Source organism: Anaerostipes sp. CAG:276 (genome assembly GCF_000432215.1).
In the GTDB taxonomy this organism is placed as follows: domain Bacteria; phylum Bacillota; class Clostridia; order Lachnospirales; family Lachnospiraceae; genus Anaerostipes; species Anaerostipes caccae.
Genome location: NZ_FR889200.1, coordinates 23,963 through 42,583 on the forward strand (window position 1 = coordinate 23,963; position 18,621 = coordinate 42,583).

The 18,621-nt window shown below is 44.8% G+C and carries 23 protein-coding genes; 10 read left to right on the plus strand and 13 right to left on the minus strand.

Going from position 1 to position 18,621, the window contains the following annotated elements; all coding sequences use genetic code 11:
- Positions 1-105: 105 nt before the first annotated feature.
- Positions 106-699: a hypothetical protein gene (locus QVP35_RS12450; protein WP_009291100.1), complete on the minus strand. Its 594-nt coding sequence runs from the start codon at positions 697-699 to the stop codon at positions 106-108.
- Positions 700-793: 94 nt separating this feature from the next.
- On the opposite strand from QVP35_RS12450, the gene QVP35_RS12455 reads away from it, so the two are divergent.
- A complete protein-coding gene (locus tag QVP35_RS12455; RefSeq protein ID WP_009291099.1) occupies positions 794-1,270 on the plus strand; it encodes a TspO/MBR family protein in 477 nt (158 codons plus the stop codon).
- Here QVP35_RS12455 and yaaA read toward each other — a convergent pair.
- Positions 1,267-2,016 carry a peroxide stress protein YaaA gene (yaaA, locus tag QVP35_RS12460; RefSeq protein WP_009291098.1) on the minus strand — a complete coding sequence of 250 codons (750 nt, stop codon included), beginning with the start codon at positions 2,014-2,016 and terminating at the stop codon, positions 1,267-1,269. The two genes, QVP35_RS12455 and yaaA, sit on opposite strands and share 4 nt — an antisense overlap.
- 45 nt (positions 2,017-2,061) lie before the next feature.
- On the opposite strand from yaaA, the gene QVP35_RS12465 reads away from it, so the two are divergent.
- Complete coding sequence (locus QVP35_RS12465) at positions 2,062-2,691, plus strand: TIGR01906 family membrane protein (protein ID WP_022261213.1); 630 nt, start codon at positions 2,062-2,064, stop codon at positions 2,689-2,691.
- Here the strand turns inward: QVP35_RS12465 and QVP35_RS12470 are convergent.
- Complete coding sequence (locus tag QVP35_RS12470; protein WP_006567890.1) at positions 2,688-3,770, minus strand: glycerol dehydrogenase; 1,083 nt, start codon at positions 3,768-3,770, stop codon at positions 2,688-2,690. The genes QVP35_RS12465 and QVP35_RS12470 overlap by 4 nt on opposite strands.
- Before the next feature lie 228 nt (positions 3,771-3,998).
- On the opposite strand from QVP35_RS12470, the gene QVP35_RS12475 reads away from it, so the two are divergent.
- On the plus strand, positions 3,999-5,045 hold the full coding sequence (locus QVP35_RS12475) for a phosphatidylinositol-specific phospholipase C/glycerophosphodiester phosphodiesterase family protein (RefSeq protein WP_009291096.1): 1,047 nt from the start codon (positions 3,999-4,001) through the stop codon (positions 5,043-5,045).
- 65 nt (positions 5,046-5,110) lie between these two features.
- On the opposite strand, the gene fucO is transcribed toward QVP35_RS12475, so the two are convergent.
- The 3 genes from fucO to QVP35_RS12490 all read right to left on the minus strand — a co-directional run bounded on the left by fucO (position 5,111) and on the right by QVP35_RS12490 (position 7,908).
- A complete protein-coding gene (gene fucO / locus QVP35_RS12480; protein ID WP_006567892.1) occupies positions 5,111-6,259 on the minus strand; it encodes a lactaldehyde reductase in 1,149 nt (382 codons plus the stop codon).
- A 126-nt stretch (positions 6,260-6,385) separates the two neighbouring features.
- A complete protein-coding gene (locus QVP35_RS12485; protein WP_006567893.1) occupies positions 6,386-6,940 on the minus strand; it encodes a TetR/AcrR family transcriptional regulator in 555 nt (184 codons plus the stop codon).
- Positions 6,941-6,945: 5 nt separating this feature from the next.
- A complete protein-coding gene (locus QVP35_RS12490) occupies positions 6,946-7,908 on the minus strand; it encodes a DUF1848 domain-containing protein (protein WP_022261214.1) in 963 nt (320 codons plus the stop codon).
- Between the two features lie 178 nt (positions 7,909-8,086).
- On the opposite strand from QVP35_RS12490, the gene QVP35_RS12495 reads away from it, so the two are divergent.
- Genes QVP35_RS12495 through QVP35_RS12510 form a run of 4 tightly spaced genes read left to right on the plus strand, consistent with a single transcriptional unit; the run spans position 8,087 to position 11,149 of the window.
- Positions 8,087-8,533 (plus strand): RrF2 family transcriptional regulator, encoded by a 447-nt coding sequence (locus QVP35_RS12495; protein WP_009291094.1) that lies wholly within the window; start codon positions 8,087-8,089, stop codon positions 8,531-8,533.
- Positions 8,520-9,884, plus strand: coding sequence for an FAD-dependent oxidoreductase (locus tag QVP35_RS12500; RefSeq protein WP_009291093.1), 1,365 nt, complete (start codon positions 8,520-8,522; stop codon positions 9,882-9,884). Before QVP35_RS12495 ends, QVP35_RS12500 begins: the two co-directional genes overlap by 14 nt.
- Positions 9,885-9,892: 8 nt before the next feature.
- The gene (locus QVP35_RS12505) at positions 9,893-10,564 is read left to right on the plus strand and encodes a cytochrome c biogenesis CcdA family protein (RefSeq protein WP_022261215.1); all 672 of its coding nucleotides are present in this window, start codon (positions 9,893-9,895) and stop codon (positions 10,562-10,564) included.
- A gap of 9 nt (positions 10,565-10,573) precedes the next feature.
- The gene (locus tag QVP35_RS12510) at positions 10,574-11,149 is read left to right on the plus strand and encodes a TlpA family protein disulfide reductase (RefSeq protein WP_009291091.1); all 576 of its coding nucleotides are present in this window, start codon (positions 10,574-10,576) and stop codon (positions 11,147-11,149) included.
- A 52-nt stretch (positions 11,150-11,201) separates the two neighbouring features.
- Here the strand turns inward: QVP35_RS12510 and QVP35_RS12515 are convergent, their stop codons facing one another.
- From QVP35_RS12515 to QVP35_RS12545, 7 genes are all read right to left on the minus strand, one after another.
- Positions 11,202-12,221, minus strand: a complete 1,020-nt coding sequence (locus tag QVP35_RS12515; RefSeq protein WP_009291090.1) for an NUDIX domain-containing protein — start codon at positions 12,219-12,221, stop codon at positions 11,202-11,204.
- A 25-nt stretch (positions 12,222-12,246) separates the two neighbouring features.
- Entirely contained in the window at positions 12,247-12,972 is a 726-nt protein-coding gene (locus QVP35_RS12520) for a nitroreductase family protein (protein WP_009291089.1), read from the minus strand.
- A complete protein-coding gene (locus QVP35_RS12525; RefSeq protein ID WP_009291088.1) occupies positions 12,969-13,316 on the minus strand; it encodes an MmcQ/YjbR family DNA-binding protein in 348 nt (115 codons plus the stop codon). Before QVP35_RS12525 ends, QVP35_RS12520 begins: the two co-directional genes overlap by 4 nt.
- A gap of 107 nt (positions 13,317-13,423) precedes the next feature.
- Positions 13,424-14,002 carry a hypothetical protein gene (locus QVP35_RS12530; protein ID WP_022261216.1) on the minus strand — a complete coding sequence of 193 codons (579 nt, stop codon included), beginning with the start codon at positions 14,000-14,002 and terminating at the stop codon, positions 13,424-13,426.
- Between the two features lie 53 nt (positions 14,003-14,055).
- Positions 14,056-14,304, minus strand: coding sequence for a hypothetical protein (locus QVP35_RS12535; RefSeq protein WP_009291086.1), 249 nt, complete (start codon positions 14,302-14,304; stop codon positions 14,056-14,058).
- Between the two features lie 213 nt (positions 14,305-14,517).
- Positions 14,518-15,129: a recombinase family protein gene (locus tag QVP35_RS12540; protein WP_022261217.1), complete on the minus strand. Its 612-nt coding sequence runs from the start codon at positions 15,127-15,129 to the stop codon at positions 14,518-14,520.
- 110 nt (positions 15,130-15,239) lie between these two features.
- Positions 15,240-15,773 (minus strand): GNAT family N-acetyltransferase, encoded by a 534-nt coding sequence (locus tag QVP35_RS12545; protein ID WP_009291084.1) that lies wholly within the window; start codon positions 15,771-15,773, stop codon positions 15,240-15,242.
- 142 nt (positions 15,774-15,915) lie between these two features.
- Between QVP35_RS12545 and QVP35_RS12550 the strand changes: the two genes are divergently transcribed.
- The 3 genes from QVP35_RS12550 (at position 15,916) to QVP35_RS12560 (ending at position 18,609) form a co-directional block, all read left to right on the plus strand.
- Positions 15,916-16,101: a hypothetical protein gene (locus QVP35_RS12550; protein WP_006567906.1), complete on the plus strand. Its 186-nt coding sequence runs from the start codon at positions 15,916-15,918 to the stop codon at positions 16,099-16,101.
- A 12-nt stretch (positions 16,102-16,113) separates the two neighbouring features.
- Positions 16,114-16,374 (plus strand): spore coat protein, encoded by a 261-nt coding sequence (locus tag QVP35_RS12555; protein WP_009291083.1) that lies wholly within the window; start codon positions 16,114-16,116, stop codon positions 16,372-16,374.
- Positions 16,375-16,527: 153 nt separating this feature from the next.
- Positions 16,528-18,609, plus strand: coding sequence for a right-handed parallel beta-helix repeat-containing protein (locus tag QVP35_RS12560; protein ID WP_022261218.1), 2,082 nt, complete (start codon positions 16,528-16,530; stop codon positions 18,607-18,609).
- The last annotated feature ends 12 nt before the right edge of the window (positions 18,610-18,621 follow it).

Here is an 18,621-nt window from a genome sequence, read left to right on the forward strand (position 1 = left end):
CCGGTGAACGCCTTTGTTCCCATCTCTCTTATTTACTTTGTTTCCTGCTGATGGGTTACAGCTTACTCTCTTTCTCTTCATATGAATTGTAAAAATCGGAACTCTTTAATTCTTTTCTTCAAAACGGATCAGTCCGATATAATATCTAGCCGAGTCATCCAGCAAGACTTTCACAGGGATCTCTTCCCGTTCCCCGCAGTTGGACCAGATCAAAATCTCCCGTTCCTCTTCATATCCTGTGATGGTCACCCAGTGCCAGTTGTCTTCCCTGAATTCCTTCCTGGAATGCCGCCAGATCAGCAGCGCCACAGGGTGTCCGTGATACAGCCCTTCCCTGATAAATTCCAGGCATCCCTGTTTATCTCTGGGCAGAAACATACTTTTAGCCTTCAGGTCTTTCCCTCTGCCGGATGCAAAGCTTAAAAAGTCCTTCTTAAATTTTCCGATCAGCGGATAGCCCATGAAACCGGGCGTCATATACTGATACATGCCCTCCATGAGTTCTAGATATGATTCATAGGGTATGGACTCTGAGTTTTCTACTTCTTGCGAAAATAAGCCTTCACAGACGGCGATATTCGTGCCGGTGACGCTTCCGCATCCCGCACGCCGCTGGAACGTGCCCGGGAACCATTCCTGATTGCCGCCGTAAGCCAGATATTTTCCGTCTCTATATATTTTAGGACACTTTAATTCCATTTCATATCACTCCTTTTCCCATTATAATATCTTTTTTTGTCAAGATATACAACCCTTGCAGCATAGACTATGTAAAAAGCCCCAGGTGTGTGTTATGAAACAATTATCAAAGAAGCAGCTTTTAAAACTCTGCATCATTTTTCCCATTTTAGTCAGTCTGCTCTCCAGACTCCTGACACCCCGGATGGATGAGGTCTTCCGTCAGCTGAATAAGCCTCCATTCGTTCCTGCCCCGTGGATCTTTTCCGTCGTATGGCTGATCCTCGATATTTTGCTCGGACTGAGCCTTTACACCCTGCTGACCTCGGACATCACAGAACAGGAGAAAAAACAGGGAATCAAGCTTTTTCTCGCCGTGTCCTTCTTTCTGTTCTTCTGGCCCATCATTTTCTTTGAATACGGGCTGGTTTTTTTCTCTTTTGTCTGGATCCTGGCTCTAAACCTGCTCAATGCACTGATGTTCTATGTATTCCGAAAGTACAGCAAAAAATCTGCTTTACTTCTGATCCCGTACATTATCTGGTGCCTGTTTGCGGCGCTGTTAAACCTTGGATTCCTGATCGTCAACTAAAACTTTGTCTCCCGCAGGATAAATACATACTTGGATTCCGAAGACAGGGAAGGTTCAAACTCATATCCGTCCCAGTCAAACTCTTTGATATCCTCCGGCCGGTCTATCCTGTTCTTTACAATATGGCGGATCATCTGACCTCTGGCCATCTTGGCCCATGCCACGATGGTCCGGAGCTTTCCGTTTCTCATGGTGAGAAACTCCACATCCACAAAACGGTCCGGCCCATCCAGATATTTTCTCACGGTTTTGGCATACTCTTCAGAAGCCAGATTCAGGATCAGATCCTGTTCCTTATAAAGTTCCTTATAAATCGCATCTCCCCAAAATTGATACAGACCCTGTCCTGCTGTTTTTACTTTGCAGCCCATCTCCAGACGGTACGGATGAATCGCATCCAAAGGTTTCAGCACCCCATACAGTCCACTTAAGATTCTCACATGCCTCTGGGCATATTTCATATCCCATCCGGTAAAATCTCCTGCGCCCACGTTCTGGAATACAAGGCCGTCATAAGTCATGAGAGCAGCACTGCCGTCCCCGTTCTCAAAATTTTGTATATCTAAAAAAGCCTGAAGGGCGATCTTTTCATTTACCTTCATCAAAGATTCGATCTCCCACGGCTTCAGTTTTTTCAATTCTTCATAAATCTGTCCTGTCTTTTCTGAAAACACAGGATGTGTCAGCCTTCGCTGTTTTTCTTTCCTGACTTTCATGTTTTTTGCAGGTGAAATAATCGCTATCATGGTACTTCCTTGTGTTATAATGGGTTTCATGAAAGGCGGTGCATCATGAAACAATTTCTGCTTACGGTTTCTTTATCTATATTCCTGATATCATTTTCGGTCATATTTACACTGAATTTCCGGCCTCTTTACTACGCCGATATAAAACTTCTTCATATCAGCCGGGAATCCGGACTCTCTGAACAACAGATCAGAGAAAACTATGACCGGCTCATTGACTATAATTCAGTATTTTATAAAAAAGACCTGAAGTTTCCCTCTCTTCCCATGTCTGAGGAAGGAAGGATTCACTTTCAGGATGTGAAGCGTATTTTCTCCGGTCTCCAATACGCCTGTATCATCTCATTTATCATAATCCCTGCAGGCCTTTTATGGAAGCGGGAAAAAAAGGATTTCCGTTTCTTAAAAAGGGCATCCGTCTCTGCCGCCGTGCTTCCGCTCCTTCTGGGAGTTCTCGTCTGGGCGGCCGGATGGGACAAGTCCTTCGTGACATTTCACGAGCTGGCCTTCTCCAATGATTACTGGATCTTCGATGAGGCTTTCGACCCTGTCATCACCATCCTGCCGGATGCCTTTTTTCTTCACTGCGCCCTTTTGATGGCCGTAGTCCTTATTCTGTTATGTGCCGTCTGCTTCCTCACAGGAAGACATCTGTGCCGCAGACAGGAATCTTAATAGTATCTTCCCAGTGCGTCCGCCGCAATGATCGCCGCATATACGTCCTCCGGTGTCACTTCAAACGGCATGTTGCCGAGAGTGTCGTCCGGAGAGCATGCGAGGCGTGCTACTTCCATGATCTGTTCTTCTTTTACTTCCTTGATTCCCAAATCTGCAAGGGTAGTCGGGAGTTCTGCTTCCTGACAGAATCCGAGGACTTCCTGAATCTCATCCTGATCCGCTCCTTCCAGAACCAGCTGTACCAGCGTTCCGAAGGCTACTTTTTCTCCGTGGTATAATTCATGGGTTTCCGGAATTGCTGTCAAGCCGTTATGGATGGCATGTGCCCCTGCCAGACCGCCGCTCTCAAATCCGATTCCTGAAAGATAAGTATTTGCCTCTATGATATGTTCTACTGCCTTCGTGCAGATATTTTCACGGACAGCAAGTTTCGCGTCAATCCCCTCATCAATCAAAGTTTCATAGCAAAGTTCAGCCAGTGCCATGGCCGCGCGTGTGATCTTTCCTCCCACACAGTTGGATGCGTCAGACTGCTGACAGGCTCTCGCTTCAAAGTAAGTTGCCAGAGCATCTCCCATACCGGCTACTAAAAGGCGTTCCGGAGCTTTGCTGACAATATCGGTGTCCACCAGCACCATGTTCGGGCTTGCCGGCAGAAACAGGTACTTTTCAAATACACCGTCATCCGTATAGATCACAGACAGTGCACTGCACGGCGCATCGGTAGATGCAATGGTCGGCACAATGATGACTGGCTTTTTCATGTAATAAGCCACTGCCTTTGCGGTATCATGGATCTTTCCTCCGCCGATTCCCACGATGACTTCGCTTCCTGCCTTTTCACACATGTCCATGACACGATTGATCTCTGTCATACAGCACTCGCCGTTAAAAGCCTCATATGTAATCTTGGCATCTTTTTGTCCTTTTGCGATGAAAGGCTCCACTCTTTTTCTTCCTGACGGACTTGTCAGAACAAAAAGGTTGGTTCCGTAGTTTTCCGCATATGTACAAAGGTTTTCCATCTCACCTTTTCCCTGGATATAACGGCTTGGACTTGCAATGATACTTGCCATAGTAATTTCCTCCTTGAATCCTTTGATTCTTATGAATCATTTGAAAAGTTAACCAGCGTCAATACATTTACTATACCATGAAGTTCCTTTCAAAATCCACCGTTGAATGTTAAAACTTTGTCACACAGACTGCTGATATGCTTTTGATTTTTTGGTCTTCCTATGTTATAATGATTTTTAACATAATTGTTACAATTATATTACGTCTTTTTTACAAAGGAAGGTTTCATGCTGAACAATAAAAAGATAAAAACAAAATCCATCAAAAATGCCGTTAAAAAAGCAAAACATCAGCCTAAATATATCCGAGCAGTATTTGAACGGGTCACCCTGCGCCTTGCTTTTCTTGCCCTTCTTGGAAGCATACTCTTTTCTGGGTTCCGTTTTTATCAGGGCCGGCAGCAAAATGTGAATGCCGCAAATGAAGTCAAACAGCAGTCTGATCATAAAAAAGCTTCCGCACAGACAAAGAAGGAGTCAAAGCAGTGGTATGACTACCGTGCGGTTGCACATGCTCTTGGAGAGATCGATGGTAAGGAGTATACGAACTCCAAAGATGCGTTTTTAAATTCCTATCAAAACGGTTTCAGGGTTTTTGAAGCTGACCTGATGCAGACTACGGATCATGTCATGGTCGCAAGGCATTATTGGGGAAAAGACCTGAGTGATCCGAAGAGCAAGGGCGGCAAACCTGTTTCCTATGCAAAGTTTAAAAATATTAAGCTGTACGGCAAATACACTTCTGTCTCATTGAAAGAACTCTTTGAACTGATGGACAAATATCCCGATACATATATTATAACAGACACCAAAGACAGTGATGCCGCAGCCGCAAAAAATGATTTCTCTGTCATTGTAAAGACAGCAAAAGAAATGAAGAAAGAATACCTTCTGGACCGGTTAATCGTACAGATTTACAATCAGCCAATGTATCACGCCATAAAACAGGTTCATCCGTTCCGTCACTTCCTTTATACCACTTATCAGCAGACGGATGTGGCGTTCAGCAAAATGATCAGGTTCTGCACTGCCAACGGCATTGAAGCTGTCACTGTCCCTGTGAGCAGTGTCAATGATTACCGGATGAAGCTTCTAAGTGACGCAGGCCTGTATTCTTTCACACATACTGTCAACAGTGTATATGAAGCCAAAGAATATATGAAACTCGGTGTCTACGGGGTTTATACAGATTTTCTGACAAATGCCGAGGTAGAAAAATGTTCTTTTTCTCTGAAGACAAAAGATTTCTTTGATAAACTTCAAAACGGCAAATAATCCTGCAAAAAGGACTGGCGCACTTTTTCCGTGTGCCAGTCCTTTCATTTCGTTTGCGTAAATTCTTACAGCAAAGATTTATAGATTGCAATAATATCTTCTAAACTTGCATCCTTTGGATTTCCAGGTGCACACGCATCTGCGGCCGCTGACTCTGAAAGGAACTGAATGTCCTCTTCTTTGACGATTTCTTTCAGATCCTGTGGAATTCCCACATCGATGGAGAGCTGTCTCACCGCGTCCACGGCAGCCTTCCTATATTCTTCCTGACTCATATCTTCTGTGCCTTCCACACCCATGGCCTTGGCGATGTACTTATATTTATCCCCTGTGGCATCAGCGTTGTATTCCATGACAGCCGGAAGAAGAATGGCATTTGCAACACCGTGCGGTGTATCATAGACTGCTCCCAGTGAATGAGCCATGGAGTGTACGATTCCCAGTCCTACATTTGAGAATCCCATTCCTGCCACATACTGTCCGAGAGCCATTCCCTCTCTGCCCTCTTCTGTATTTTCCACTGCACCCCGCAGATTCTGTGCGATCAGTTCAATCGCTTTCAGATGAAACATGTCTGTCATTTCCCATGCATCTTTTGTAGTATATCCTTCGATCGCATGGGTAAGGGCATCCATTCCGGTTGCGGCAGTCAGGCCCTTCGGCATAGAGGACATCATATCCGGATCGATGACGGCAATGACCGGGATATCATGGGTGTCTACACAGACGAATTTGCGTCTCTTTTCCACATCTGTGATGACATAGTTGATCGTAACCTCAGCTGCGGTTCCCGCGGTCGTCGGAACTGCGATGATTGGAACAGACGGATTCTTAGTTGGCGCCACGCCTTCCAGACTCCGCACATCTTCAAATTCCGGATTTGCAATGATGATTCCGACAGCCTTGGAAGTATCCATAGACGATCCGCCTCCAATGGCGATCAGATAATCTGCACCTGACTCCTTAAATGCAGCCACACCTGTCTGAACGTTTTCGATCGTAGGATTTGGTTTAATGTTGGAGTAAACCTCATATTCGCATCCCGCCTCATCCAACACGTCTGTTACTTTCTTTGTAACGCCGAACTTTACCAGGTCAGGGTCCGAACAGATGAATGCCTTTTTGAAGCCTCTTGCTCCGACTTCTGCTGCGATTTCCCGGACTGCACCTTTTCCGTGATAGGACGTTTCATTCAATACAATACGCTTTGCCATAACAACCTCCTTAAGATACCTTTGATTTATCGTGATTCTTTCATTATCAGTTTACCTCCGGGCGGAACAGGCGGACAAGTGACACATTTCCCATAATGTCAAAAAAGTGACACTTCCCTAAAAGTGTCACTTTTTAAAGTCATTCAAAAGTTCTGCAAGTTCCGGAGGCAGAGCCCTGACCAGAAGCTCTGCCATGTCTTCCGTGCTCCGCTTCATTCCGCCGGTTACCCACTGAACCGTCATGGCGATCGATCCCCGGCAGTACATTTCCAAAAGGAATTTGATATCCGGCGGGATCTCTTTCTGATATTTCTTTTTTATAATATCCTTGTAAAATTCATAGATAAAATCAAAATCATGCTGGAGCAGTGAGTTATGATCCTCTGATTTAAAGGCCGCCGTGAAGAAGCAGCGCTCTCCTTTGATAAATTCAAACTTCTTGATCAGTCCTTCCCTGAGTGTAAGGCTCACACCCATCTGTCGGAAAGATACGATGGCAAGTTTATCAAAATACCAGTTGATCAAATCATACTTGTCCTTAAAATTCCTGTAAAATGTCTGTCTTGTCACATCACACCGCTCTACGATCTGTTTTACCGTGATCCGGTCCACAGGCGTAAAAACCATCAGTTCCCTGACGGCACCTGCCAGTTTGTATTTTGTTTTTTCCGATGCATCCATGAAACTCACCTCATTTGTCCGCCAGTGCTTCCCTCAAAAAAACTCAGCTGTGTAATGACGCAGGACTCGGCTTTTCTTTCCGTTATCTTATCGAACTGATCCGTCTTTCCGCATAACATCAGAGCCTCCGGCCGGTACTGTGCCGCAGTTTGATTTACAAATTCTCTGCTGTGGCCGGCATAACAGTACAGACAGCCTGCCGGACAGGTATCATAACTTCCGATATCAATACTCTCTGCGCATCCACACTCCGGCCTTTGATTTTTATCTTTATCCACAGAAATCTTCATTCCAATAAGCTTTTCCACAAGTACTCTGTCGATACAGCTGCCCGGTCTGATGCCGAAGCCGGAAAGGTCATAGTGCTCCGCACAGGTCACCGCAGTCATACCATGATTTCCCGCGGAGGTCCCTGCTCTCTGAGCAAATTGAAAGACTTCTTCTTCGGTGGGCCGGCGTATTCCCTCCTGTGTCATCCGTCTGCTTATTTTCCGGTACATATCTAAAAAACTGATCACCGCCTGTTTTGTATATCCCTCCAGGGCTTCTGCCATGGATTCAAACGTATGAATATGCCATTCTATAGAATAATCTTTGCTGATCAGCACAGGATCATAGCGCCATATAACCCGTTCATTCCCGATCTTTTCGGACAGCTCCTGAAACAGGGGAATCAATTCTTTTTTCTTATCGGGCATTCCCGGTTCTATATCCTTTCCGTATCCATTGAGTGTAAATTGAAAATAAAATGGATACTCATAAAGCTCTCCTAAATACTTCATAAAATTTTCAGGATTCTTTGTCCAGAACACGATACAGTCAATGTTTTCTCTGGAAAGCAGAATTTTGCTGACTTGTTTTGGATTCACCGGATTCCTCACGAGAACAAAACCATCCCGAAGCCGGTTGATGAACCATTCTCCATAAAAAGCCGGAACATCGGTCCTTCTGCTGACACTCAATATCATAAGCAGTCTCCCTGTCAGATTCATTACCACTGGTTCTTTCACTGGCTTCATTGTACCACGGTTTTCGGGGAGATTCCATATTTTCTTCTTGACACTCAGAACTGTAACTGCTATGATTACAATATAAACTGTAACTCAAAATATTACACATCCGAAAAGACAGAGGGGAGATCAGCCGATGAACAGCGAATTTACGATAGCAGTCCACGCACTCGTTTTTTTAAACCATAAAAGAGAAAGCGTATCCAGCGACAAGCTGGCCGCCAATATCTGTACGAACCCGGCCAGAGTCCGAAAGATCATGGGAAAACTCAAGAAAAAGGGGCTGATTTCTACAAAAGAAGGGGTGGTGGGAGGATATCTGTTTGACCTGGACCCATCCAAAGTAACTCTTTATGATGTCAGCAGTGCCCTGGATGTTCCCTTTGTCTCTTCTTCCTGGCGGAGCGGCGGCAGCGATCTGCCCTGTCTGGTGGCTTCCGGCATGGCAGGCATTATGGATGATATTTACGGCACACTGGATCAGTTATGCAAAGATTATTTGAAACAAGTAACCATTCAAACCATCGATCAAAAGATCTTCGGTTCATCCACAGTAAAGGAGAATGAAAATGAAAAAATATGACGCAGTGATCATTGGTTTCGGAAAAGGCGGAAAAACTTTGGCAGGCACGCTTGCAGCAAACGGAAAGAACGTCGCTCTTATTGAAAAGGATGCTGACATGTACGGAGGAACCTGCATCAATGTTGGATGTATCCCATCCAAATCATTTGTGACGAGCGCAGCTTTTTCTGCAAAGCTTGATTCTTCTTTTGAAGAAAAGGCAAAGCTGTACCGGAAGGCTGTTGAAAAAAAGACAAGGCTGACAGCTGCATTAAGAGATAAAAACTATCACAAGGTCGCAGACCTTGAGAATGCAGATGTTTATAACGGAACTGCTTCCTTTCTGGACAGCAGGCATGTGGCCGTGGCTTTACAGGGTGAAACACTGGAATTGGAAGCAGATCAGATTTTTATCAATACGGGAGCCCGCCCGTTTGTCCCTCTGATCGAGGGTCTCTCAGACAGCCGCCGGGCATATATCAGTGAGACTATACTTTCTTTGGAGGAACTGCCAAAGCGTCTTGTCATCATCGGCGGCGGCTATATCGGCATGGAGTTTGCTTCTATCTACACCAACTTCGGCTCTAAAGTTACTGTCATCCAGGACGGGGAAGTATTTCTTCCGAGAGAAGACCGGGATATTGCCGATGCTGTCGCAGAAAGCTTGAAAGAACGCGGAGTAAGACTTCTGCTCTCCACAAAAATAAATTCCGTCCGTGATGAAGAGACTGAAACGGTTGTGTCTGTGGAAACGCCGGAGGGCGGTGAAAAAATTTCAGCGGACGCCGTTCTTATCGCCACTGGACGCCGCCCCAACGTAAATGATCTGAACCTTGACGCTGCCGGTGTGGAATTGACTCCCCGCAGTGCAGTCAAAACAGACGAATTTCTTGAGACAAATGTTCCGGGCATCTATGCAATGGGCGACGTAGTCGGAGGACTTCAGTTCACTTACATTTCCCTGGATGATTTCCGCATTGTAAAATCACAGGTTCTGGGAGATAAAAAACGAACCATAAAGAACCGCGGCGCCGTACCGTACAGTGTCTTTTTAGATCCTCCGTTTTCCAGAGTGGGACTGAGCGAGACCGAGGCCGCTGAGCAGGGTTATGAATATAAAATTGCGAAACTTCCCGCTGCTGCCATCCCAAAGGCAAATGTCCTCGGACAAAAAACCGGGCTTTTAAAAGCCGTGATTGATACGAAGACAAACGAGATTTTAGGCGCTCATCTGTTCTGTGCCGAATCTCACGAAATGATCAACCTGATCAAACTCGCTATGGATGTACATCTTCCATATACTGTGCTGAGAGATACAATCTACACCCATCCGACCATGAGCGAGGCACTCAACGACTTATTTAACATCTAGGAGACTTTATGCAGTATTTAATTTCATTTTTAGAAGGTATCGTAACCTTTATATCACCCTGTCTGCTGCCGATGCTCCCTATCTATATTTCTTATTTTGCGGGAGAGACAACAGACCGCCCAAGACACAAAGCCTTGCCTAATGCCATAACGTTTGTTGCGGGATTTACCCTGGTTTTTATCCTTCTGGGTGCCTTCGCGGGAACTCTCGGAGGGCTGCTCACCTCACATAAAATGATTGTCAACATAATCACCGGACTGATCGTCATCATCTTTGGTCTGAATTTTACCGGAGCGCTTAACATAAGCTTTTTAAACAGGACAAAACGCAGTTCTATGGAAGTGAAAAAACATACCCTTGCATCATCTTTCTTATTTGGAATTGTTTTTTCCATTGGCTGGACCCCATGTGTAGGGGCATTCCTTGGCTCTGCACTGATGATGGCGTCACAGCAGGGCTCCATGGCAGAAGGCATCCTCATGCTGTTTCTCTACTCCATGGGCCTCGGCATCCCGTTCATTCTCAGCGCCGTGCTCATTGAGCGTCTGATGGGGGCTTTCGGCTGGATCAAATCGCACTATGGCATCATCACAAAAGTATCAGGAATTCTGCTGATTATCGTGGGGCTTATGATGATGTTGGGAATGATGGACCGCTTTTTATCAATCTTGACATTTTAGGAGGGATCTATGAAACAACAAACAAAACTGATAGGGATTCTTGTCATACTCATCGCACTTTTAGCAGGAGCTTTTGTTCTCTACCAGAACCTGAGCAAAAAATATAAGGCAGATACTGCATCCGAAGAAACATCTTCCGTAAATGATACAGAAGAACAGGAAGCTGTCACTGCCCCGGACTTCAACGCAGAGGATGCCGGCGGAAAGCCGATAAACTTCTTTTCTCTGACCGGCAAAAAACCAATTGTGTTAAATTTTTGGGCCAGCTGGTGTCCGCCGTGCAAACAGGAGATGCCCGGGTTTGAGGCCATGTATAAGAAATATTCCGGCAAAGTCGATTTTGTCATGGTCAACATGACCGATGGGGCAAGGGAGACAAAGAAAAAAGCGTCCTCCTTTATCAAAGAGCAGGGATATACATTCCCTGTTTACTATGACACGGAACAGGAAGCTGCCTATAACTATCAGGCAGAATCTCTCCCCACAACCTACTTTATCAACCGGGACGGAGAAATTGTCTCCGGAGCCAGGGGCGCTATGGAAGAGAGTGCCCTGGAGGCACAGATCAAAAAGCTGATAAAATAGCATAATAAAAGGAGCGGAACTGACTCATCCATTGTCAGTATCGCTCCTCTTATTATTTACACCCCATGAACTCTCCGAGCATCTTGATTTCATCTGCAAAAATACAGTGCCGGATCCCGCCGTTTCGGGCTTTTTCTTCAAATTCCCGAAAATCCATCCAGAGAACCGAATCTACTTCTTCCTTCTGCAGCCGGAACTTTTCTTCGGAAAGATCTGTCTCATATACGTAAACTGCACTCAGCTCATGATTGTGGAACGGCTTTCCGTGAAAAGTATCCTTTACGACGGAGTCCCTCATCCCTATAAACTTAAAATCTTCCGGCTCTGCCGTTACTCCCAGTTCTTCGGAAAGTTCCCGCACCGCGGTGTGAAGGTAATCATCCCCTACTGCCATGTGGCCTGCCGATGACACATCATAGCACCCCGGAAAAGCATCCTTTTCTTTGCTGCGCTTTTGCAGCAGAACATCGAAGCCGTGTTGTTTCCTGCGCACCAGCCAGATATGGGAAGTCCCGTGGAGATCACCGCCCGTATGCACAATCGATCGTTCCTTTACGATCCCTGTGGGTTTTCCGTCCGGAGTCAATATATCAAAGAGCTCCATGTCTTTGCCATTCAGACAAGCCTGCCGAAGACAGTCTCCCCGGTAGACAAGCTTCAGCGAAAAGAAAGGTTCATTCTCAGCCAGCAGCTTAAAGAAGATCTTATCCCCTTCCCAAAGGTTCAAGCTCAGAATATCTTTCTTGTCCACCCATTCTAAGACACCTTCATTGCAGGCGGTTATCTCTCCTTCAAATTCGTCTGCCGTAAAAAGGCTGATATATTCCATCGGCCAGTCGTCACAGAGAAACGTAAGGATTCCCCTGAACTTCCAGGATGTAAGCTTGAGTCCCGTCTCTTCCTTTACCTCTCTTAACAGACAGTCCTCCGGGCTTTCCCCATACTCAAAATGTCCTCCCACGCCGATCCACTTGTCCTTATTAACATCGTTCTTTTTCACGGTCCGGTGAAGCATTAAATATTTCTCATCTTTTTCTATATAGCACAGTGTTGAAAATTTTGTCTCGCTCATCGATCATCCATCCTGTTTTTATTTTCTATAAATATCGGAATTCTGCTCCGTTTCCCAGTTCCCAGTATCCTGCTTTTTCTGTTCCCAGTTCAAAATGAAGCTTTGCGATCCCCATATCGATCTCTTCAAATCCGTTTTTAATCGTAACATGGGCCGTGAGCTTTCCATCCTTCCACTGAAATTCCACCGGCTGTGCATTCAGGGCAGACGGCGCCTTCTCAACCGCTTCCATCCCCTGCATGATCCAGTCCGGAACCTGCTCTTCCGCCCTTAGCATCTGGTCTGCTTTTTTTCCTTTTTTCTTTACGAAAGAAGATATCATCTTTTCTTTCGTCCTCTTATCCGCCTCTACATATCCAACCGTAATGACCGCCTCAAGGCTCTCTCCCTGTTCTAAGCCGCACACACAGCTGTCCTTCTTATATGTACCGCCCACCCAGCATGTGCCGAGCCCGGCTGTGGTAGCCAGAAGGACCAGCTTCTCACCGTAATAACCCAGCTTTTCTTTTAAATGCGGATCGTCTTTTCTTCCGGCCATTGCTATAAATCCATGCACGTTTTTAAACATGCCGTAGCTCATTTTAATCTTGGAAATGTTGCCCTCATCTGTGATGAGCTGCAGATGAAGCCCTTGTTCCTTATTGATTTCCCGGATCATCTGAAACAATGGTTTCGCATCTTTTTCCCTTAGATATTCCGGAAGGTACGTCCTCCTGGAACATCTTATATTGATTGCTTCTCTCGTATTCATTTCTGCCTCCTTATGCCCGCCCGAATCAAATCGTAGCTCTCCCCGATCATGCGTTTGATATCCTCATCCGGCACTGAGCCGTCAAGAATGATAGAATTCCAATGCTTTTTATTCATATGATAAGCCGGCACAACAGAATCATAAGTCTCTCTCCATACTAAGATCCATTCCGGATCACACTTTATATTGACCCAGATATGTCCGTCCCGTTCAAAAATAAAAGCAAATGTCTTTTTATTCGTTTCATGTCTCATCAGCGTCCAGTTACTGTCCTGAAACGGATAGTCTTCATAAACCTGCTTCAGAGACATACAAAATTCAATTACTTCTTTTCTTGTTCTCATACCCCGGGCCTCCTTTCCATAGCTTTTTTATTATAACACTGATCCTTGATTTTTGCCCGAAAAAAGAAGAAACAGACAGTAAAATCCTGTCTGCTTCTTAGTATTTGCTAATATTTTTTTATCGCAAACGCGGTTGTCTGGGGCGGAATGCTTGCAGTCATAAAATCAGCATGTTCTACCCGTACCCGGTCGCCCTGTTTTAAATCTCTAAGCCGTATCCTGCTTCCCCGGCGGTCCAGAATCGGAGTGTTCTCTGTGACTACAAAACGGATCTGGCTTTCCGGTTTTCCGGGTATTCCTGTATACAAAAAACCGTTGTGCAGATCAATCCCTGCCACTCTCCCGTCCGTAACCGCAGTCCCGCAGGGACTGCTTTTCACAATAATCCTGTATGCCCTGGCCTGAGACGGAATACTTTTTGTCATAGCCTTTGAGATCCAGGCATCCACCGTCATGCCTTCCTTCAGATCCCTGGAAGTAATTCTTTTCCCGTCGCTGCAGTGGATCAATGTATGCTCATCCACAATCATAACGACAACGGACTGAATTCTGCTGTCTTTCTGAAGCCTGCACACTGTTTTAACGTAATCTGCGTCAGCTGAGTGCATAATATTTTCAATGGTTCCGCCCTGGATCTTGATTGTTTCTCCCTGATCCGAATCCCATATATTTTCACAAAAGCTCATGCTTATACAGTTCCTTTTTCTTTTATATTATGCAGAAATATAAAATTGTGAAGTTATTTACTGTATTTTCCTGAAAAATAAGCTTCCAGATACGCTTTTGCACTTTTTTTATCCTGAATCTCTTCTCTTACATCTGTAAAATACTCCAATGCATCCTGCCAGTCTTTTGTACTGAAGCTTTCCGCATTAATTTTCTTCAAAATCCGGCTTATTTCTCTGTCTTTCTGCCTGTCTCTGAGTTCCGAAAGATATGCACATCTGCTCTTCTCTGCTAAAAAATCCAACAGTCCCTGTTCTGCCATTTTCTATATCCTCCCATCCTCTATATCTCCCTGCACTTTTCTGCGTAAAGTACGCCTGGTGATTAAAGCAGACTTTTTTCCAAGCATATGCTATAATTTGTTGCAAAAGCGGAAGCCGCGGAAAACAGGGCTTTATTGAAAGAACTTTATGTATTTTTCAGACCGTGGAAAAAAGTCTACATTTTTCACCACACACTGCTGCCAATGCAGAGTTCAGCATGTGAACTGAGAAGCCCATTTTTTAAATGTGTTGTGGTCTACCTGAAGCCTTCTTGATGCCTCTCTGAGACTGATTTTTTTCTTCTTCCATATCTCATAGATTTCAAAAAAATCTTCCGGTACATCCTTTGCGGGACGCCCGAACCGAACACCTTTTGCTTTTGCGGCAGTGATCCCTTCCTTTTGCCTCTGCTTGATATTCTCCCTCTCCGTCTGTGCAACATAAGATAGAATCTGAAGAACCAAATCCGCAATGAAAGTACCGGTAAGATCCTTGTCCTTTTTCCTTGTATCCAGCAGCGGAAAGTCTACGACGACGATATCTGCCTTCTTTTTTTTCGTGAGGATTCTCCACTGCTCTATTATCTCAGTATAATCCCTGCCCAGACGGTCAATCGATTTAATGTAGAGCACATCTCCCGCTCTCATCTTCCTTACCATCCGTTTATAGCTGGGCCGGTTAAAATCCTTTCCTGAAAGCTTGTCAATAAACAGATTGTTTTTGGGTATTTTCAGCTTTTCCATCACGATCATCTGCCGGTCAATATTCTGGTCTCTTGCAGACACTCTGACGTATCCAAACACACGAGGTTTTCCTGATTCCATAAATTCATTCCCTCCTATATACTGTAATTTAAAAATCTACTCTTATAAAGTATCACAAGAAAGAATCAATCTTATACCTGCAGGGTTTACCCATAGGGCACACCGTATCTTTAAGCCTTTATTTGATATACCGTCTCAAAAATCTGCTGTTTCATCCGTTCAAAATCTTCTTTTGATAGTTTCATAGGATATGTCATGTTTTTCAGCAGCAGAGAAGATTGTCCCTGCTGGAGGTCCGGCTGTATGTAATCAAAATCATTGAGACAGAACCCGGCTCTTTCGTAAAATCCTATCCTTCTCCTTGCCAGGTCTGTTCCCGGCTCTTCTACTTCCAAAAACACTGTTTTTTCCATATGATTCAGAAAATCATTCAGGAGCATTCCCCCGATTCCATTTCCCCTTAAAGATGCATCAACCGCAAAATGCTCAATAAAAATGAAAGTGTCAAATTCCCACACGCCCAGCAGTCCGTGTATTTCGTTGTCCTGTTTCACTGTATAAAGCTGATACGCCGAACGGCTCAGAAGATTTCTCTGACCTTCTTCATTTCTTATTTCACTCGGCGGAAATGCTTCCGTCATCAATTCGTAAATCTTTGAAAAATCTTCTGTTTCCGCCTTTTCCCACTGATATATATAATTCAATTTAATGCCTCCAGTCTAAATTCATTTTTTAATTTAATTTTATTACAAAATCAATCAAATTTATACAGCTGTTTTCATTTCGCATACTATAAAAATTGTTTGGGATACTAAAGAGGTAATAAATTTTAAAGGAGGCATTACAATGGCAAATATATCTATGTTAGATTTACAGAACCTTCGTCACTTAATCGGCGGTTTTGACACCACACACTGCAAAATGCAGGCTTATGCAGACCAGGCAACAGATCCCGCATTAAAAAAATTCTTTCAGCAATCCGCTCAGTCAGCAATGGACAGCAAACAAAAATTAATGCAGTTTCTTAAGTAAGGAGGAAGCAGAATGTTAGATGATAAGACTATGGTAGCCGATACGCTTGCCGGCGTAAACGGAGAGCTGACAAGGTATGGCGGAATGATCGCACAGTCAGAAAACCAGGAATTAAAGCAGACATTAAAACAGATGAGAAACCAGTGTGAAATGTCTCAGGAAGAAATTTATAAGCTTGCAAGAGAACGTGAGTATTATGTTCCTGCAGCACCTGCCACTCAGGAAGAAGTAGATCATGTAAAATCTCTGTTCCCGCAGGATAAAATGTTTTAAGTAATTTTTTTAAAAGCGGCGTCCAAAATATTAGGTTTGGATGCCGCTTTTTCTATTTATTTATTATTTTTATATCAACCCATATCTTTCCCCCTTCCTGTTAATTCTGCATATACTAAATATAAGATTGAACTGAAAAAAGCAGGTGATATTTTGACTCCAGTCTCCAATCAAACCGAGCTGCTGAACGCTGTGGAATCCAAAGAAACTCACATACAGGCAGTTTCAGATTTCACAGTTACCAGACAAATCAGAGTCCATACTCCCTTGATACTCACCGGCCGCTCCGAAGAATGTACGGTCACCCTTTATAAAGACGCTTCCTTTCCCTCTGCTATGTTTCATGTTTCAGAAGGAGGCAGCCTCACTCTTCAAAACATTGTATTAGACGGTCAAAAAGAACTTCATTCCGTCAGAGATCCTCTGAACCGTTCCTTAATATTAGTTTCTGGCGGTACACTTATTCTGAAACACGGCGCAGTTCTCCGGAACAACCATTCCTATACAGAAGGGGGAGGCGTTTATTTTTCAGGCAGCTGTTCCCTTTCAAGCCATTTCCTGATGACCGAAGACTCGCAGATTTGTGACTGCTCCTCCAGACTCTGCGGAGGCGCTGTCATGGCTGCCGCCAAACATCCCGATGATAAATTTGCAGTCCTTGGACGCGCTTTGATTACCCGCAATACTGCGGCCCACGGTGCCGGGATCTACCTTCGCTCTTTTGAAAGAAAAGCGGGAAGTTTCCTCAGCGTTTCTGACACGGCTGCCATAACTGATAACATTGCCCTGGGATACGGCGGCGGCATTAATTTTTCAGGTTTCCGTGAAGATACGGGAGTCCCTTCTTCCCTTACATTGTCAGGTGATGTGAAGATCTCCGGAAACACCTCCGCTTACGGAGGAGGCATTTACTTCTTTGGATGCAGTGAAGAAGATCAGCTGGATATCGAAAAGGACTCTGTCCTCTCTGAAAACAGTGCAGAGGAAAATGGAGGAGGGCTCTGCCTGGTTTCCAAAAAAGGGGCCTCAGTTACATTAAATGAATGTTGTATTTCCAGTAACAAAGCCAATGGAATGGGCGGAGGCATTTCCCTTACAAACTTCTCTTCAAAAAGATCTGTCCGCCTGGCACTGATGAATTCTGATATAAAGAAAAATCAGGCGGCTTCCTGCGGCGGCGGCATTGCTTTTAGTGCAAGCAGCGGAGAATTTACCTTTCACCTTACAGACAGCACAATTTCTGAAAATATTTCTTCTTCAGACGGCGGCGGCATTGCCATGAGTTCATCCGGCAGAGGAAATGTCAATGTGTCACAGACTTCTTTTTCCCGAAACACCGCAGAAAAATCCGGCGGCGGGCTGGCCTTTCTGTCTGAGTCTTCTTCCGGTGAAAAAAATCTTTCCCTGACATCCGCAGAATTTATTCAAAATCAGGCAGGATCAGGCGGAGGAATCTTTCTTGATTCCAAAGAAGGTCCTGCGGATGCAAACCTATATGACTGTATCATCGAGGACAATACGGCTCGTTTTGGATGCGGCGGCGGAATCCTCTCCCATGGCTCCGGCAGCATTGTAAGTTTAAGAGGCACCACACGGCTTTCACAGAACCTTGCCAAGAAAGCAGGCGTCGGCATCTCTCTTGAATACGGCAGTTCCCTTATTCTTGAGGGAGGACAAAATTTATATGACGGCTTTTTTCTCCAAGATGCGGATACACATCTCTACCTGCAGAACACCCTTCATCCCAATGCCTGTATCCGTCTTGAGACTTCCAAATATATTTCTCCAAATACGAAAGGAGATCCAATTGTCATCTGCGCCCCTTTATTCGAATATTTCGGTCTTCAGCCTTCAGACGCAGAAAAATTCCGAATGCCTTCCCGTGGATTTAATGGCTGGGAATTCCGCTTAAATCCTGACCGGACTTTCGTTCTTCTGGCTCCCGTCCGTTTCAGGATACGCTGTGAAAACCTGTTGGAATCCCAGAACACCAACCCGGTTTTTTATACGGCAGATTCGCCTGATCTCATCCTGAATCCTCCGGAAGAACTTCCGGGCCTTGCTTTTCTCGGATGGTATGATGACCCGTTCGGAGGAAAACAGGTAACCACGATCCACCATGGAAGCACAGAGCATTACACTCTCTATGCCAGATGGAAACCAGCGCCCGCCCAGTTAAAGCCCCTTCCCAGGAAACGATTTCCGCTTTCTCTTCTGAACAAAAGAAAGCATTAAAATAAGGGAGTA

Coding starts and splice junctions, on each gene's coding strand:
- QVP35_RS12550 (WP_006567906.1), top strand. CDS start 15,916: ATGGCAAATATATCTATGTTAGATTTACAGAACCTTCGTCACTTAATC.
- QVP35_RS12510 (WP_009291091.1), top strand. CDS start 10,574: ATGAAACAACAAACAAAACTGATAGGGATTCTTGTCATACTCATCGCA.
- QVP35_RS12540 (WP_022261217.1), bottom strand. CDS start 15,129: ATGGAATCAGGAAAACCTCGTGTGTTTGGATACGTCAGAGTGTCTGCA.
- yaaA (WP_009291098.1), bottom strand. CDS start 2,016: ATGATAGCGATTATTTCACCTGCAAAAAACATGAAAGTCAGGAAAGAA.
- QVP35_RS12490 (WP_022261214.1), bottom strand. CDS start 7,908: ATGATATTGAGTGTCAGCAGAAGGACCGATGTTCCGGCTTTTTATGGA.
- QVP35_RS12525 (WP_009291088.1), bottom strand. CDS start 13,316: ATGAGAACAAGAAAAGAAGTAATTGAATTTTGTATGTCTCTGAAGCAG.
- QVP35_RS12500 (WP_009291093.1), top strand. CDS start 8,520: ATGAAAAAATATGACGCAGTGATCATTGGTTTCGGAAAAGGCGGAAAA.
- QVP35_RS12515 (WP_009291090.1), bottom strand. CDS start 12,221: ATGAGCGAGACAAAATTTTCAACACTGTGCTATATAGAAAAAGATGAG.
- QVP35_RS12465 (WP_022261213.1), top strand. CDS start 2,062: ATGAAACAATTTCTGCTTACGGTTTCTTTATCTATATTCCTGATATCA.
- QVP35_RS12450 (WP_009291100.1), bottom strand. CDS start 699: ATGGAATTAAAGTGTCCTAAAATATATAGAGACGGAAAATATCTGGCT.
- QVP35_RS12520 (WP_009291089.1), bottom strand. CDS start 12,972: ATGAATACGAGAGAAGCAATCAATATAAGATGTTCCAGGAGGACGTAC.
- fucO (WP_006567892.1), bottom strand. CDS start 6,259: ATGGCAAAGCGTATTGTATTGAATGAAACGTCCTATCACGGAAAAGGT.
- QVP35_RS12505 (WP_022261215.1), top strand. CDS start 9,893: ATGCAGTATTTAATTTCATTTTTAGAAGGTATCGTAACCTTTATATCA.
- QVP35_RS12485 (WP_006567893.1), bottom strand. CDS start 6,940: ATGGATGCATCGGAAAAAACAAAATACAAACTGGCAGGTGCCGTCAGG.
- QVP35_RS12455 (WP_009291099.1), top strand. CDS start 794: ATGAAACAATTATCAAAGAAGCAGCTTTTAAAACTCTGCATCATTTTT.
- QVP35_RS12555 (WP_009291083.1), top strand. CDS start 16,114: ATGTTAGATGATAAGACTATGGTAGCCGATACGCTTGCCGGCGTAAAC.
- QVP35_RS12495 (WP_009291094.1), top strand. CDS start 8,087: ATGAACAGCGAATTTACGATAGCAGTCCACGCACTCGTTTTTTTAAAC.
- QVP35_RS12475 (WP_009291096.1), top strand. CDS start 3,999: ATGCTGAACAATAAAAAGATAAAAACAAAATCCATCAAAAATGCCGTT.
- QVP35_RS12535 (WP_009291086.1), bottom strand. CDS start 14,304: ATGGCAGAACAGGGACTGTTGGATTTTTTAGCAGAGAAGAGCAGATGT.
- QVP35_RS12530 (WP_022261216.1), bottom strand. CDS start 14,002: ATGAGCTTTTGTGAAAATATATGGGATTCGGATCAGGGAGAAACAATC.
- QVP35_RS12470 (WP_006567890.1), bottom strand. CDS start 3,770: ATGGCAAGTATCATTGCAAGTCCAAGCCGTTATATCCAGGGAAAAGGT.